Origin of the sequence: Metabacillus sp. cB07 (assembly GCF_016839225.1) — a bacterium.
Classification (GTDB): Bacteria; Bacillota; Bacilli; order Bacillales; family Bacillaceae; genus Bacillus_P; species Bacillus_P indicus.
Genome location: NZ_CP069296.1, coordinates 3,853,371 through 3,869,081, shown reverse-complemented (window position 1 = coordinate 3,869,081; position 15,711 = coordinate 3,853,371). Strand labels below are relative to the sequence as shown.

At 37.0% G+C, this 15,711-nt stretch carries 14 protein-coding genes; 12 read left to right on the top strand and 2 right to left on the bottom strand.

Translation table 11 applies throughout. The annotated features are described in order from the left end of the window. Window positions 1-18 precede the first annotated feature (18 nt). Together JOJ89_RS19685 and JOJ89_RS19680 are read right to left on the bottom strand one after the other, a co-directional pair. The gene (locus tag JOJ89_RS19685) at window positions 19-2,775 is read right to left on the bottom strand and encodes a DEAD/DEAH box helicase (RefSeq protein ID WP_203289124.1); all 2,757 of its coding nucleotides are present in this window, start codon (window positions 2,773-2,775) and stop codon (window positions 19-21) included. Further along, window positions 2,765-4,375, bottom strand: coding sequence for an SWIM zinc finger family protein (locus tag JOJ89_RS19680; protein ID WP_203289123.1), 1,611 nt, complete (start codon window positions 4,373-4,375; stop codon window positions 2,765-2,767). Before JOJ89_RS19680 ends, JOJ89_RS19685 begins: the two co-directional genes overlap by 11 nt. A gap of 260 nt (window positions 4,376-4,635) precedes the next feature. Here JOJ89_RS19680 and JOJ89_RS19675 point away from each other — a divergent pair, with 260 nt between their 5' ends. The 12 genes from JOJ89_RS19675 to JOJ89_RS19625 all read left to right on the top strand — a co-directional run bounded on the left by JOJ89_RS19675 (window position 4,636) and on the right by JOJ89_RS19625 (window position 15,530). Beyond that, window positions 4,636-4,779, top strand: a complete 144-nt coding sequence (locus JOJ89_RS19675; RefSeq protein WP_203289122.1) for a YwzD family small protein — start codon at window positions 4,636-4,638, stop codon at window positions 4,777-4,779. Window positions 4,780-4,935: 156 nt separating this feature from the next. Beyond that, complete coding sequence (locus JOJ89_RS21325; RefSeq protein WP_267881656.1) at window positions 4,936-5,067, top strand: hypothetical protein; 132 nt, start codon at window positions 4,936-4,938, stop codon at window positions 5,065-5,067. A gap of 231 nt (window positions 5,068-5,298) precedes the next feature. Then, window positions 5,299-6,048 (top strand): YveK family protein, encoded by a 750-nt coding sequence (locus JOJ89_RS19670; RefSeq protein WP_203289121.1) that lies wholly within the window; start codon window positions 5,299-5,301, stop codon window positions 6,046-6,048. Then, window positions 6,038-6,736, top strand: coding sequence for a CpsD/CapB family tyrosine-protein kinase (locus JOJ89_RS19665; protein ID WP_277987841.1), 699 nt, complete (start codon window positions 6,038-6,040; stop codon window positions 6,734-6,736). Before JOJ89_RS19670 ends, JOJ89_RS19665 begins: the two co-directional genes overlap by 11 nt. Before the next feature lie 121 nt (window positions 6,737-6,857). Then, on the top strand, window positions 6,858-7,622 hold the full coding sequence (locus JOJ89_RS19660) for a tyrosine-protein phosphatase (protein WP_203289119.1): 765 nt from the start codon (window positions 6,858-6,860) through the stop codon (window positions 7,620-7,622). A 145-nt stretch (window positions 7,623-7,767) separates the two neighbouring features. Continuing rightward, on the top strand, window positions 7,768-9,096 hold the full coding sequence (locus tag JOJ89_RS19655; protein ID WP_203289118.1) for a UDP-glucose dehydrogenase family protein: 1,329 nt from the start codon (window positions 7,768-7,770) through the stop codon (window positions 9,094-9,096). A gap of 12 nt (window positions 9,097-9,108) precedes the next feature. After that, complete coding sequence (gene galU, locus JOJ89_RS19650) at window positions 9,109-10,008, top strand: UTP--glucose-1-phosphate uridylyltransferase GalU (RefSeq protein ID WP_203289117.1); 900 nt, start codon at window positions 9,109-9,111, stop codon at window positions 10,006-10,008. Window positions 10,009-10,138: 130 nt separating this feature from the next. Continuing rightward, window positions 10,139-10,843, top strand: a complete 705-nt coding sequence (locus tag JOJ89_RS19645; RefSeq protein WP_203289116.1) for a sugar transferase — start codon at window positions 10,139-10,141, stop codon at window positions 10,841-10,843. A gap of 336 nt (window positions 10,844-11,179) precedes the next feature. Continuing rightward, window positions 11,180-12,295: a UDP-galactopyranose mutase gene (gene glf / locus JOJ89_RS19640; protein ID WP_203289115.1), complete on the top strand. Its 1,116-nt coding sequence runs from the start codon at window positions 11,180-11,182 to the stop codon at window positions 12,293-12,295. Further along, complete coding sequence (locus tag JOJ89_RS19635; RefSeq protein ID WP_203289114.1) at window positions 12,292-13,095, top strand: DUF4422 domain-containing protein; 804 nt, start codon at window positions 12,292-12,294, stop codon at window positions 13,093-13,095. Before glf ends, JOJ89_RS19635 begins: the two co-directional genes overlap by 4 nt. A gap of 103 nt (window positions 13,096-13,198) precedes the next feature. Next, window positions 13,199-14,245 (top strand): glycosyltransferase, encoded by a 1,047-nt coding sequence (locus JOJ89_RS19630; RefSeq protein ID WP_203289113.1) that lies wholly within the window; start codon window positions 13,199-13,201, stop codon window positions 14,243-14,245. 193 nt (window positions 14,246-14,438) lie between these two features. Beyond that, window positions 14,439-15,530: a glycosyltransferase family 4 protein gene (locus JOJ89_RS19625; RefSeq protein WP_203289112.1), complete on the top strand. Its 1,092-nt coding sequence runs from the start codon at window positions 14,439-14,441 to the stop codon at window positions 15,528-15,530. The last annotated feature ends 181 nt before the right edge of the window (window positions 15,531-15,711 follow it).

Below are 15,711 nucleotides of genomic sequence, written 5' to 3'. Positions count from 1 at the left end.
GGCCATGTCGCGCGCCTCCTAGCTCATGGATAGGGTGAAGAGCTCTTCGAGTTCGTCGGTTGAGAGCTCGGTGATCCAGCTTTCGCTCTGGATAATTTCATCATTCAGGGACTGTTTTTTGTCCAGCATGACGTCGATTTTCTCCTCGATCGTTCCGGTAGTAATCAGCTTGTGCACGTGCACGAAGCGGCTCTGGCCGATCCGGTACGCGCGGTCGGTTGCCTGGTTCTCGACAGCGGGATTCCACCAGCGGTCGTAGTGGACGACGTGATTGGCGGCTGTCAGATTCAACCCGGTTCCGCCGGCCTTCAGGGACAGTATCAGAATCGTATACTCCCGGTTCTGGAACTGCTCGACCATCTTATCGCGCGCAGCCTTTGGCACACTGCCGTTCAAGAACAGCACTTTTTCGCCAAATTCGCGTTCAAGCAGGGACTGAATCATTTCGCCCATCCCGATATACTGGGTGAAAATCAGCAGACTCTCATCCTGCTCGCGTATCGCGCCGACAAGCTCCAGCAGCTTCTCGATTTTATGGGAACGCGTTGTCACTGACGCAGCGCGCTCTTCCTTCAAATAAAGCGCCGGATGGTTGCAGATCTGCTTCAGCTTTCCTAGCATCTTCAGGATCAGCGCCTTCCGCTGCATGCCTGCAAGCTGGGAGACTTGAGCGAAAGTGTCCTTCACAAGCTGCTCATAAAGAGAAGCCTGCTCAACGGTAAGCGGGATGTATTCTTTTTGCTCCTGCTTTTCAGGCAGATTCAGCGCCACCTGCTCATCGCGCTTCGTGCGGCGGAGCAGGAACGGCTTGATCAGCTGCTGCAGGTTGCCAATGATCTTCGGATCGCGGTCCTTCTCAATCGGCAGCACAAACTTTTTATGAAAACTGTGAAGACTGCCCAGGAACCCAGTATTGATAAAATCAAAAATCGACCACAGTTCCGTCAGGCGGTTTTCCATCGGCGTCCCGGTCAGGGCAATATGGTGATGGCCCTTCAGCTTGCGGATCGCCCTCGCCTGCTTCGTATGGGCATTTTTAATGTTCTGCGCCTCATCTAGGCAAATCGTGCTCCATGGAACAGTTGCAATTTCCTCATGATCCGCGTGAGACAGGCCGTACGACGTCAGCACAATATCGGCACCGGCAATCGACGCGGCAAAATTTTCACCCTTAGCCCGGTTCGGACCGTAGTGGAGATGAACCTTCATATCCGGCCCAAACTTCTCAATTTCCTTCTGCCAGTTGCCGAGAACAGAGGTAGGAGCAATGATCAAAAACGGCGCCTTCATGTTCTCATGCTCAAGTACATAGGAAAAGTATGCGATCATCTGAATCGTCTTCCCAAGACCCATGTCATCCGCCAGACATCCGCCAAACTTGAACTTCCTCAGAAATAGCAGCCAGTCAACGCCCTGCTGCTGATATGGACGCAACTCACCGATAAAGGAAGCAGGCACATCGTGCTTCGGAATATCCGTTGTCTGCGTCAGCTGGCGCAGCATCGACTTCATCTGCTTGTTCAGCTCAATGTGAATATTCGCAAACGCGCGCGCATCCATAACCTCGTCCTCATCATCGCGCGTATCCGCAAGCTCCTGCTGCAGAATATCGGAAAAGTGCAGACCTTCTTTTTCCGCCTTTTTCAAAATCGACTGCACATGCTTGATAAAAGCAGGGTCAAGCTTGATCCACTGTCCTTTAAAATTCACAAGACGGCGGTTCGCGTTCACCATCTGCATGAACTCATCCTCGCTCAGCTCAACACCGTTGGTCGAAAACCTCCAGTTAAAGTCGATCAGCGAGCTCATGCCCACAAAGGACTGACCACGAGGGGAGGAAGACATCTTGGCCTTCAGCATCACCTTAGAATCGCGGACAACCTGCCACCATGATGGTAGAAGAATTTCCACACCAGTATTCACAAACGTTTCACTCGCACTCGTAAGGAAGAGCCACGCCTCATCCTCTGATATATGGGTGTTTCCATTCTTAAACGATAGCCACGGCACAATCTCCTCAAAGCGTTGCTGCTCCCGTTCAATCCGGTCCATATAACTGCGCCACGGAGCGGGAAGATCCTTCAGCCCCTGGAAAAGATGAAACGAATCCGGGTTTTTCCGGTCACGCAGGAACAGCTCAAGCTTCCAGTCATCTCCGTCATAATCGGGCTCATTCAAGCGCAGGCCAATCGTAAACGGGGCATCATCAACAAGGTAGCCGATTTTCTCAAGCCAGTCGCGTTCATCCAGAAAATGACCTTCAAACGTCTCGGCAGCTCCGTATGCATTCACTATATCGCCCCACGCTACGCCGAGGTCTGGGTTCTGCTCAATCAAATCATTCACAGCAGCCGACAGCCAGTCAGCCGTAAACCCTTCAAGCTCCCTGGCCGTATCGCGCCATCCGAATGAACCGCTCTTCCAGCGCTCATAATCCGGCATGAAATCGCCCGATACGATACAGTCGTATATCGCTTCCGCCGCATCGATCAGCGATACGGCATCTCCGCTGTATTCAACATCCGCAAGCGAGTTCGTCGTGTCTTTTCCAATCAGCTCGACCATCATCCAGGGCGACAGGAGAACAGAAGGGACCCCGATATAGCTCACGTCCTCAAGCATTGATCCGTAGAAAGACGATTCATGCCAGGCGAAAAGATAGCGCCTCATATGATTGGTGCCGAGCACTTTTTCATCCTTCGTCGTGCACCAGATGTAAAAGTGAAAATTCTCGATTTGTTCGGTATGAACGGAGATCTTCAAATCATTCAGCATGAATCAACTTTCCTCTCTTCAGCTCCTCCTGAAAAGCCCGCAGGCGCCGGTGCTCATGCGCAAGCTTCCCAAGATAGATCTCAAATTGACTTTCCTTCTTCAGCTTCTTATATAGGGTGCGCGCTTTTTTCAAATACCGCACGGCAAATTTATAATTGCTCCGCGTTTTCTGGCCGATCTCATGGCGTATCGCATGGTGATACACAGTTAGCAGAGACTCCGGACTCTCCTTTTCCACAACCTTCAGTAAATCGCGGTCAATCTCATACAGCTCAAACCCAAGCAGCAGCTGCAGCTCTGCCCATGTCTTAAACTGCTTCCGGTTAACCAGGAAATGATGATACTCCGCGTAACTGAAAGGCAGGGATGCGCGGCACGCATTTTCATACAGACGCTCATCCTTTGACTGCATCGAATAGTCCCCGAGCAGATCAAGATAATACCGGATCGCTCTGCGCTTTTCTTCATATGGAATCTCGCTGTTGATATACGCATCGATCTTTCCATGCATATGAGAAAACCACTTGCCGGCACGTTTCCAGTTTTTCCGGGAAATAATGTCCTCTACCCAATCATACAAAACGACAAAGCCCGCATCCGAAAACATCTCCATCTTCTCAAACAGGACGTCGTCATTTCCAAGCAAATACTCCATATGCAGAAGGGCAAGCCCGTATTCAGGTTTCATCTCCCCACTTTGCTTCTCTTGCAGCCACTCCGCTTCTTCGGCTACCCACTTCTTCTGATTCAAAAGAGCCGTCCAAAGCGAGCGATACACACTCAGTCGTTCATACTGCATATAGTCGCTCACATCTAGCAGCCTCCGGAAAACTTCTATACTGTCCTTCAGCAGACCGTCAATCGAAAACGGCAGCGCAAACTTCCGCATCTCACGAAGTTCATACGCAATCGTATCGATGCACTCTTCCAGATAAGAATGATACACATTATGTAACAAATGCTCCCCGGGCTTCGTCTCATTAAGCAGACGAAGCATTTGGAACAGAACGGCAAGATTCGCGTGAATCAAATAAAAACGCCTGAGATCCGCATCTTTCGGAACCTTCTTCTTAAGTGCGGGATAGTAATGATTGTACAGACTCTGGAGCTGCTGCACGGTGCGCGGGCGGTTCTCCGCCCAGCGTTCATATTCAAACTCAAAATAGGCTATCCAGCTCTCAAGAGAATCCTCCTTCCAGCTCACAGAAGGAATAAGCTTGCTCGCAGGCTTCAACTGGGCCAGAATTGCCCTCTGGGCCTTGGCATTCCAGGCGTCCATATACGTTCCGACTGCTTCCGTACTTGCATATAAATAAAGAAAGGCAGCCGCAGCATGACGGCATGGAAAAGCCGCTGGGCACGTGCACGAGCTCATCGTGAAAAAATCGAGCTCAAGCACCACCCGCACAGGCGTCACATCCTGCACATTCGCCTTCACCGTGTGCCCGTCAATCTTCACATTATAAACACTGCCCTGCCGGTACAGCATCAAACCCTTTTTCATCAGCTGCCGGTCATCCTCCGAATTCGGCGACAGCATATCCTGCAGCTGTTCACCTGCCTGCAGAATCAGTTCTTTATCCAGTTCGTGCTGAAGCATGGCGTACCGCTCCTTTTTGTTTTATGTAAAATAAAAATTGTTGTGATCTTCACTATAAGTACATCTCTTTATTATAACTGAAATTGCCAAAAGGAGAAAACGTTCCACAACATTTCAATTTTAGGTTTAGCGGCAAGAAAATTCGGGGACATAAACAATAGTTCGACACGAATGGTATTTATAGTTGCCAGCCGACACAAAAAGCAGTATAATCTGCTTGTTGTATATTTTTGTAAAATATAAGAAAGGAAATTTGTAGAATGAAAGAAAACAATTTAAAGCAAGAAGAACTTCTGCAAATTTTAATGAGCGCCTACCAAAAAGGCGAGCATTCAAATGAAATTACCACCAAAGAACTGCTCGATGAGCTGATCCTACAATTCAGAAGAGTATATGCCTCCTAATAAATGAACACCGAAAAGAGTCCGCAACGAAAAGTGTGCGGACTTTTTTCGTCTACATCCTACCAAAGGTCTATTAAACTATTACTAAACCTCACCGATAATTAAGACATAAACATTTAGACATTTGTCGACAAGATTCGAGGGGGATTATTAACAATGAGTCAATGGATTACACCAGAAGAAATGGAACGGAAGAGAGAGCTGAAAAAGCGCGTCGTGACAGTAACCATTCCAGTTTTAACGATTGCCATCACAGCGCTTGTAACCGTTTTAATAAATGGTCTATAATTCTTCAGGAGATTCGCGTTTATGCGGGTCTCCTTTTTGCATTGGAAAAAAATTAATACACAATTTACAAATCCTTGTTATAATTGTCATTATTGTTCAACAAACTACAAGTTTTTACAAAATATAAGAAATTAATCACATGCAATGTAAAAATTTGTAGCGTATATGTAGGTCTTTTATTATAATGTTTCTTGTGCGTTTTTCTAATACATACCAAAAATGGAGGTCAACATGGAAGAAACCATCAGCTTGAAAGAGCTGTTTCAAACTTTGAAGAAACGTCTTTCACTCATCATTATCATCACGGCCATTGCCGCAGCCACAAGTGGACTTATCAGCTTTTTTGTTCTTACTCCTATCTACCAATCTTCTACTCAAATTCTCGTGAATCAGGCGAAAAGTGATCAGCAGGCGTTTCAATATAATGAAGTACAAACGAATCTGCAACTAATTAATACGTATAACGTTATTATTAAAAGCCCTGCTATCTTAGAAAAAGTCATTCAGCAGTTGGATTTGAAAATGACTAGCAGTGAATTAAATGAAAACGTAACTGTTGGAAGTGAGCAGGACTCCCAAGTTGTAAACATTTCTGTTCAGGATGAAAATCCTAAACAGGCAGCTGAAATTGCTAATACAATCGCTACTGTTTTTCAAAGTGATATCGCAAAAATTATGAGTGTTAACAATGTAAGCATTCTATCTAAAGCAGAACTTGGAACAGATCCTTCTCCAATTCAGCCAAAACCATTGATGAATATTGCAATAGCTATGGTAATAGGTCTTATGACAGGTGTAGGTCTAGCCTTCCTCCTAGAATTCCTTGATAACACAATTAAAACTGAAGATGACATTGAAAAACACTTAGGTCTTCCTGTATTAGGTGCAATTACACGCATAGATATGGAACAAGAAATTAGAAACCAGAAGAACGTGCAAACGAATGTTGCAAGAACGAGAGGTGAGAGCTTTGGCTCGTAAGGACCGTAAGCAGTTGTTTCAAACGCAAAGCAGAAGTTTAATTTCAATGACAGCTCCAAAATCACCAATTGCCGAGCAATACAGAACGATCCGTACAAACATTCAATTTTCAACGGTTGATGAAGAGATTACATCCATGATTGTTACATCAGCAGGACCAGGCGATGGAAAATCAACAACCGCAGCGAACGTTGCTGTTGTGTTTGCTCAACAAGGGAAGAAAGTTTTACTTGTAGATGCTGATTTAAGAAAGCCTACAGCGCACTACACCTTTAAAGTAGACAATCACTCTGGTTTAACAAACGTCCTCACGAAACAAACAAGTGTAACTCAGGCTGCGAAATACACGGATCAAGAGAATCTATATCTATTAACAAGCGGACCAATTCCTCCTAACCCATCTGAACTATTGGCGTCAAAAGGGATGAAACAGCTGCTTGAAGATGCAAAAAGAGACTTTGACCTAATCATCTTTGATACTCCACCAGTGCTAGTTGTAACAGATGCACAGATTCTATCAAACTTAGTCGACGGAGCCCTTCTTGTAGTCAGCAGTGGCAAAACAGACCTTGAGGGAGCGAAAAAAGCGAAAGATGCTTTGGTACAATCACAAGCTAAGATCTTAGGTACAGTTTTAAATAACAAAAAGCAACAGGATAGTCAGTATTACTATTACGCAACAAAATAACGGTCTTTCGACGAAATACACATCTTTTGAACTAGTTCGAGTTTATCACTCGAAGATTTATAAATTTAATAGGCATTATCTATCATAATGCCTATTTTTATCTTTTTGGGCGGTGGTTCTTATGATTGATATTCACTCACACATTTTACCTGGGGTAGATGACGGGGCAGGAACTCCTGAAGAAGCCATTCAAATTGCTAAAGCAGCAGTAGAAGAAGGCATCACCACTATTATTGCCACACCCCATCACCAAAACGGCAAGTACATAAACGGCAAGCAAAGCATTCTAGAAAACGTTGAAACATTAAATACACTACTTCGAAATGAAACCATTCCTCTAACCATATTACCTGGGCAGGAAACACGAATTCATGGAGACTTGATGAATGAATTAGAAAACGACGTCATTCTGCCGCTAAACCACACCAGCTATGTTTTTATCGAGCTTCCGTCCGGTCACGTACCTAGATACACAGAACAAATGCTGTTTGACATACAGTTAAAAGGGTTGACACCCATTATCGTTCATCCAGAACGGAACGCAGAATTCATAGAAAACCCTGATCTCCTTTACAAGATTGTTAGCAAAGGAGCACTCACTCAAATTACATCATCAAGCCTGACGGGGCATTTTGGAAAAAACATTAAAAAATTCACCCTTCAGTTGATAGAGGCACAATTAACTCATTTTCTGGCATCGGATGTACACAGTTTGAAAAATCGTCCGTTCAGATTAGCTGATGGATACAATGTTCTTAATAAGGAATTCGGGACGCAGGGTGAGTACTTGTTTAAAGAAAATACTGAACTCCTTGTACAAAACTTAACAGTTTACAGAATGGACCCATCAAAAATAAAGAAAAAGAAGTTTTTAGGAATCTTTTAAGTAGGTACTGGGATGCTTCTATCACCATTTTCAAAGGAGGGACTCGGCTGCATTGCATTGTGGGGTGAGACCTTAGAGGTCTAAAAGTGGTGTGAGAGCAGTTTTCTGTAAAAAATAGTAATTGAAAAAGAAAAGGTGAAAAGAGATGAAAATTACAGTAGTAGGAACTGGGTATGTTGGATTGGTGACAGGTACTTGCTTGTCTGAAATTGGACATACAGTAACTTGCATAGATATAGATCAAAAGAAAGTTGAGTATATGCGACAAGGTATATCTCCAATCTATGAACCAGGGTTAAATGAATTAATGAAAAAGAATATACAAGAAAACCGATTATCCTTTACAACAAGTCATACAGAAGGATTTGATGGGGCGGATGTAATCTATATTGCTGTTGGAACTCCTGAAAGAGAAGATGGCTCAGCTAATCTTTCATATGTAGAGCTGGTAGCAAAAGATATTGCGGCTTATGTAAAAAGAGATGTGATAGTGGTTACAAAAAGCACTGTTCCTGTAGGAACAAATGACTGGATAAAAAAAGTAATTCAAAGCAATCTCGTTCAAAGAATAAAAGTTGATGTTGTATCGAATCCTGAATTTTTACGTGAAGGTACTGCCATCTTTGACTCTTTTAATGGAGATAGAATTGTAGTTGGAGCCGATAATGAAGATGCAGCCCTTGTTATTGAAAATATTAATAAACCATTTGGTATTCCAGTATTCAAAACGGATGTTCGAAGTGCTGAGATGATTAAATATGCAGCAAATGCGTTTTTAGCTACTAAAATTAGTTTTATTAATGAAATTTCAAATATTTGCGAAAAAGTCGGAGCGAATATTGAAGATGTTGCAAATGGAATGGGACGAGACAATCGAATTGGTTCCCAGTTCTTAAATGCTGGAATTGGTTATGGTGGTTCTTGTTTCCCAAAAGATACAAAGGCACTTGTTAAAATTGCAGGCAACGCTGAATATGATTTCGAATTGTTAAAAGGCGTTATTAAAGTAAATCAAAAACAACAGGAAATCTTACTAAATAAATTAGAAAAACGGTTTGATAGTTTAGAAGGAAAGAAAGTTGCCGTATTAGGATTAGCGTTTAAACCAAATACAGATGACATGAGAGATGCTGCATCAATTGTTATTACAAAACATTTAATAAACAAAGGGGCAATTGTTGTTGCCTATGATCCTGTTGCAATGGAGAAAGCAAAAACTATTTTAGATTCTAAGGTTCATTATGCAATGAGTACAAGAGAAGCGTTAAATGGCGCAGATGTTGCATTAATATTGACGGAATGGGATGAATTTAAAGATTTAGATATTGGTACGTTTGAAGAAACTATGAATCAACCTATTATATTTGATGGTCGTAATTGTTTTGACCTTAAATTGGTGGGAAATTACCATTTTGAATATCATTCAATGGGAAGACCTTTAGTAAAGAACATAGAAACAGTTATTGCAAGATAAGGGGGATAAATAATGAAAAAAGTTAGAAAAGCAATTATTCCGGCTGCGGGATTAGGAACTAGATTTTTACCAGCAACAAAAGCAATGCCTAAAGAAATGTTACCTATTTTGGACAAGCCTACTATTCAATACATAATTGAAGAGGCAATTGAGTCTGGAATTGAAGATATTATTATTGTAACAGGTAAGGGAAAACGTGCAATTGAAGATCATTTCGATCATAACTTTGAACTTGAACAAAACTTGATGAACAAAGGTAAATTTGATTTATTAGAAAAGGTTCAGCATTCCTCTGAAATTAATCTTCATTATATTAGACAGAAAGAACCAAAGGGTCTAGGGCATGCGGTTTGGTGTGCGCGAAAGTTTATTGGAGATGAGCCGTTTGCGGTATTACTTGGTGATGATATCGTGGAAGCCGATACACCATGTGTGAAACAGCTAATTAATGAATATGAAAAAACAGGTTCTTCTGTGATTGGAGTTCAAACAGTTGCAGATGATCAAACACATCGTTATGGAATTATTGATCCTCTTGAAAAAAAAGGAAAGCTTCACAAAGTAAAGTGTTTTGTTGAAAAACCAGAGAAAGGAACTGCTCCATCAAATCTAGCAATCATGGGTAGATACCTATTAACTCCAGAGATTTTTGATCTATTAGAAAATCAAGAAACCGGAGCTGGTGGTGAGATTCAGTTGACGGATGCGATTCAAAAGCTTAATGATGAGCAGAATGTATATGCATATGATTTTGATGGTACTCGTTATGATGTAGGTGAGAAGTTTGGATTTATTCAGACTACAATTGAAAAGGCGTTACAAAACGATGAATTAAGAGATCAATTGCTTTACTTGATGGAAGAGATAGTAAGGAAATCTCAAAAAGATGAGGCAGTCTTAAAAAGAGGTTAATTAAATCCAAAGATAGTTTAAATTTTCTTAGTGCGAAGATATTTCATCAATTCATTTTGACTTGATTTCTATGAATTGGAACAAGTAAAGGAATTAAATATAATTTTTTTTCAAGTGGAGGAAACATGATATGAGCAAGGAAAGCTCTGAAATTAACACTACTGGACCCTTTATTAAAAGAAAAAAACAAGCAGTTATAGAGGGACAAAAAGATGTTTCATCAGCTTATTTATTTATAAAAAGGTCAATTGATTTATTAGGTGCTGCTATAGGATTATTAATTACTGCACCTGTATTTCTCTTCATTAGTATGATGTACTTATTTGGAGACTCTAAAGGTCCGCTATTTTTCAAACAGCAGAGATTTGGGAAGAATGGAGAATTATTTTATATATATAAATTTAGATCTATGATTGTTAACGCAGATGAAAGATTAAAACAAAATAAGGAATTATACCAAAGTTATATTGAGAATAATTATAAGCTTGAACATGATGAGGATCCAAGGATTACAAAGTTAGGAAAGTTTTTGAGGAAAACTAGCTTAGATGAGTTACCGCAATTAATTAATGTTTTAAAAGGTGATATGAGTTTAGTAGGACCTCGCCCAATTGTAGAAGAGGAATTAAGAGAGTACAAACAAAAAAGAAATGATTTTCTTTCAGTTAAACCTGGCATAACAGGTTACTGGCAGGTTAGTGGTAGAAGTGATGTTGGATATCCGGAGAGAGTTGATCTAGAGTTATATTACGTAAATAATCAATCTTTAAAATTAGATACTAGAATATTAATTCAGACAATCATCGTTGTTTTTCTAAGAAAGGGTGCCTACTAAATCCTTGTAAACTTAGTGCTTAACAGAGCATTTTTAAAAAATACTTAGAGTAGTTTATAGAGGAAATAAATGTTCATAAATTGCTAGAATGGAACACCCATTTTCTATAAAAGAAATTCCTTTATTTAGCATTGGTGGCTTAAGCTATCAATGCTAAATAAAGGTCAAACATCCCCCGTTAGTGACGTGAAATCTGAAATTTTCTACACTTCATTTTACTTCTTCTATTCAATCAAATTTATTATCTTAAATTATTTAAATAAGAGAATCATTTACATATAAGATTATTAGGATTATTAGAATATCAGATATAAAAGAATAAGGAGAAATTATTAAATGGAACAACATAAAAAATATGATTATTTAATAGTTGGTGCTGGCTTATTTGGTTCAGTTTTTGCTTATGAAGCTACAAAAAAAGGAAAAAAATGCTTAGTAATTGATAAAAGAGACCATATTGGTGGGAATGTATATACTGAAAAAGTCGAGGATATTAATGTCCATAAGTATGGCGCTCATATTTTTCATACCAATAGTAAGGAAATATGGGATTATGTTAATCAATTTGTGGAATTTAACAGGTATACAAATTCACCTATAGCAAATTATAAAGGTGAGCTATACAACCTCCCTTTCAATATGAATACATTTAATAAGTTGTGGGGGGTAATTACTCCACAAGAGGCAAAACAAAAAATAGAAGAACAGAAAAAACATGCCGGTATAAGTGAACCGACTAATTTAGAAGAACAAGCGATATCCCTAATAGGAACAGATATCTATGAAAAGTTAATAAAAGGATATACAGAAAAACAGTGGGGACGTGCAGCTACTGAATTACCTAGTTTTATTATAAAAAGACTGCCTGTAAGGTTTACCTACGATAACAATTATTTTAATGATAAATATCAAGGTATACCTACAGGTGGGTATACGTTAATTATTGAAAAAATGTTAGAAAATGTTGATGTTCAATTAAATGTTGACTTTTTTGCTGATAGAGAAGAGCTAATGAAATTAGCAAATAAAGTAGTATTTACTGGAATGATTGATGAATTTTATAACTACAAATTCGGTGTATTAGAGTATAGAAGTTTAACATTTGAAAATCAAAAACTTGATACAGATAATTATCAAGGTAATGCAGTTGTTAATTATACAGATAGAGAAACTCAATACACAAGAATAATTGAACATAAACATTTTGAATTCGGCACACAGGAAAATACAATTATCACTAAAGAGTATCCAAAAGAATGGAAAAAGGGCGATGAACCTTATTATCCAGTAAATAATGATAAAAATAATCTATTATATAAAAAATATAAAGAATTAGCTAATCAAGAACAAAATGTTATCTTTGGCGGTAGATTAGCAACATATAAATATTATGATATGCATCAGGTTATAGGTTCTGCTTTAATATCAATTGAAAAGGAATTTAAACTATGAATAAAACAGAAAGATTACAAATATTAGTTGCTACTCATAAAGAATATATAATGCCTAATGAAAAAATTTATTTGCCAATTCATGTTGGTAAAGAAGGTAAAAAAGAAATTGGCTTTATTGGAGATAATACTGGTGAAAATATTTCTCAAAAAAATAAAAACTATTGTGAGTTGACAGCGTTATATTGGGCATGGAAGAACCTTGATTGTGAATATGTTGGACTATGCCATTATCGTAGATATTTCTCGAATAAAGGATTAGCTGCGTCTAATAAACAAAATAACGATAGTGCTTTTTCTCAAATTCTTAGCAAAGAAAATATTGATGAGTTAATGAATAACTATGATGTAATTTTACCTAAGAAAAGGAATTATTTCATTGAATCAATTTGGTCGCATTATGATCACGCGCATAATATTACCGATTTAGAAAAAACAAAGATTATTTTTAAGGAATATTACCCTGAGTATTTGGATTCGTTTAATAAAATTATGTTCGGAAAAAAATTACATCTGTTTAATATGTTCCTAATGAAGAAACAGCTTTTTAATGAATACTCTGAATGGTTGTTTGATATCTTACAAAAACTAGAAAGCGAAATTAATATTGAAAATTACAATCCATATCAAGCAAGAGTATATGGGTTTATTTCAGAAAGATTATTTAATGTTTGGTTAGAATACCAATCATTGAAGGTTAAAGAATTAGAAATAGTAACTTTAGAAAAAGAAAATAAATTAGCGAAATACTATAAATTTCTTAACCGCAAAATAAAAGGGAATGATCCTATTTATAATTAGTTTCCGTGTTGATTAAATAGAAGTAAAGATAGAGACAAAGAAACGATAACCTTTAGAACATTCGGTAGCATTAAGTAAAATCAAAAGTATAGGAATTGATGTAATGGGTTATAAAGTATCTATAATTTTACCAATCTATAATGTTGAAAAGTTTCTAAAAAAATGTCTAGAAACATTGGTAAATCAAACTTTAAAAGATATTGAAATTATTGCTGTAAACGATTGTTCAACAGATAACAGTTTAAAGATATTACATGAATACCAAAGTCAGTATGGGGATAAATTTCAAATTATTAATTCAAAAGACAATGTCAAACAAGGTGGAGCAAGAAATCTAGGAATCAAAGCTGCTAGAGGAGAGTATGTTGGTTTTGTTGATCCTGATGATTATGTAACACTTGATATGTTTGAAAAAATGTATCATTCTGCTATTGAAAATAATGCTGAAATTGTTACCTGTGATTATTACGAAATAATTGGAGAGACTAAGATATACAAAAGTAATGATTTACCTGAGGGAATACTCGATAAAGAAAATAAGAGAATAGCTTTACAAAGGAAATATGGTTGGGAATTATGGCAACAGATTTATAAAAAAGAATTATTTACAGTTAATTCAATCCAGTTTTCAGAAAATTTATATGTTACTGATTTAGAAATTGGCGCTCTAATTGTAATGTATGCCAATAGAATTACTAAAGTTAAAGAAGCTCTATATTTTTATGTGAAGCATGATAGTGCAACTACTACCTTTAAAGTTAATGATAGGAAGATATATGATTTATTAGTAGTCAGTGATAAAAGAATTAATCATTTTAAAGAGAGGAAACTTTATGATGAATATAAACAAGAAATAGATTACATATACTTCTGGCATGTTTGTATAGTATCTGTCTCAAGATGTGTATTGAATTTTTCAAAACCACAATATAAAAAAATAGATGAAATAAAAGGTAAAATATTAATAAATATCCCAGATATTAGAAATAACAGGTATTACATTGATTCAAATCTATATACAAAACTTATTCTTGTACTATTATTCAAAAATAAGTATATTTTAGCGAGTATTCTAAAAGGGAGCAAAATTTTATCTCCAAATTTAAAAAATAAAGTTAAGAATATAATAAAAAATAAATCTAAAATATAAAAAAATATTGAGAATGTTAATAGGTTAAAAGGAAATTAATCTTAAATAAGAATAAAATTTATTAAGCCAATAGATAATAATAGTGAAATGCTATTATTTTCTATTGGCTGTAATACTAGAAAATTAGTACCATTCGAAAGGGACAATGTAAATATTTGTATATATCAGAAGGTTTAGAGGGAGGGTGAATTTTTTGCATAAAATACTCATTGTTAGTAGATTTGGAAAAATGGGAGGAGTTCGAACTTTTCACAATAATTTAATTAGTTTTTGTATAAAAAACAATCATAGAATATATATTATTTTTTTGAGTAACACTTTGGACAGTACTCAAGTCAATATTTTAAAGGAACATAACATACATTATAAAATCCTAAATGATCCCCCATACCCAGGAATATTTAGAAAACTTATACAGAATTTCCACATCCTTTTTTTGATATTGAGTTATTGTAAGAAATATGAAATCAGTAAAATTATTTTTACTCAATGGGGTATAATGTCAGATTTTTCAACAATCTTTTTAGCAGGCTTAAAAAAAGAATTATTATTTTTTGTTCACTCCACAGCAAAAGAACCTAAGAAATTTAAGGGTCTATTTAAAATAATCAAGTATTTATTCTCAAAACTAGTTGGGGATAATAAGCTTATAACTGTATCTAATTTTAATAAAGAAGAAATCATAAAAAATTGGTCTGTCAAAAATAAGAATGTAAATGTGCTATATAATTATTCGAGTATTACAACAGTAAGTCATCAAAAAGATGAAACAAAAATTGTTTTAACTTTAGGTCATTTAAGAGAATATAAAAATCCGATGCAATGGATAGAAGTTGCGAAAAGAGTCACTAGTAAAAAAAAGAATGTAAAGTTTATTTGGGCCGGAGAAGGAGAACTATTTAATGAGTGTAGGGCTATAACAAAAAATAATAGTAATATTGAGTTTATAGGATTTGTTAAAAATGTTGAAGAATTATATAAACATGCAGATATTTATTTGCAATTAAGTCTTGAAGAAACACAAGGAATTTCAGTATTAGATGCGATGAAGAACAGTATCCCTTGTATTGTATCTAATAAAGGTGGTTTACCGGAAAGTGTAAAAGATAATTATTCTGGTTATGTAGTCGATCTTGAGAATACATCTGATATTGAGGAGAAAGTACTCGAATTGTTAAAAAATGATAAATTGCGCCAAACGATGGGCGAAAGCTCAAGTAAGTTATACACTGAATATTTTAGTAAGACAATTTGGGAGAGCAATATATATAATTTATTAAAATGATATATAACAAATTGTTAATACTCAAATTATACTATTAGTACAAACTCATCTATTTCTGAGCGAGAAAATATAATTATTAAAAGTTTTTTATTTTTATATTATGTATAACATATTCAATTAATTCCTCCTTTCCTTGTCGTATTTTTAACTAATATAATCTATTCGAAACTGAGGTAATTGC

Bases quoted from the DNA above. Each gene is read 5' to 3' on its own strand.
- JOJ89_RS19685 (WP_203289124.1), bottom strand. From the start codon at position 2,775: ATGCTGAATGATTTGAAGATCTCCGTTCATACCGAACAAATCGAGAAT.
- JOJ89_RS19680 (WP_203289123.1), bottom strand. From the start codon at position 4,375: ATGCTTCAGCACGAACTGGATAAAGAACTGATTCTGCAGGCAGGTGAA.
- JOJ89_RS19675 (WP_203289122.1), top strand. From the start codon at position 4,636: ATGAAAGAAAACAATTTAAAGCAAGAAGAACTTCTGCAAATTTTAATG.
- JOJ89_RS21325 (WP_267881656.1), top strand. From the start codon at position 4,936: ATGAGTCAATGGATTACACCAGAAGAAATGGAACGGAAGAGAGAGCTG.
- JOJ89_RS19670 (WP_203289121.1), top strand. From the start codon at position 5,299: ATGGAAGAAACCATCAGCTTGAAAGAGCTGTTTCAAACTTTGAAGAAA.
- JOJ89_RS19660 (WP_203289119.1), top strand. From the start codon at position 6,858: ATGATTGATATTCACTCACACATTTTACCTGGGGTAGATGACGGGGCA.
- JOJ89_RS19655 (WP_203289118.1), top strand. From the start codon at position 7,768: ATGAAAATTACAGTAGTAGGAACTGGGTATGTTGGATTGGTGACAGGT.
- galU (WP_203289117.1), top strand. From the start codon at position 9,109: ATGAAAAAAGTTAGAAAAGCAATTATTCCGGCTGCGGGATTAGGAACT.
- JOJ89_RS19645 (WP_203289116.1), top strand. From the start codon at position 10,139: ATGAGCAAGGAAAGCTCTGAAATTAACACTACTGGACCCTTTATTAAA.
- glf (WP_203289115.1), top strand. From the start codon at position 11,180: ATGGAACAACATAAAAAATATGATTATTTAATAGTTGGTGCTGGCTTA.
- JOJ89_RS19635 (WP_203289114.1), top strand. From the start codon at position 12,292: ATGAATAAAACAGAAAGATTACAAATATTAGTTGCTACTCATAAAGAA.
- JOJ89_RS19630 (WP_203289113.1), top strand. From the start codon at position 13,199: ATGGGTTATAAAGTATCTATAATTTTACCAATCTATAATGTTGAAAAG.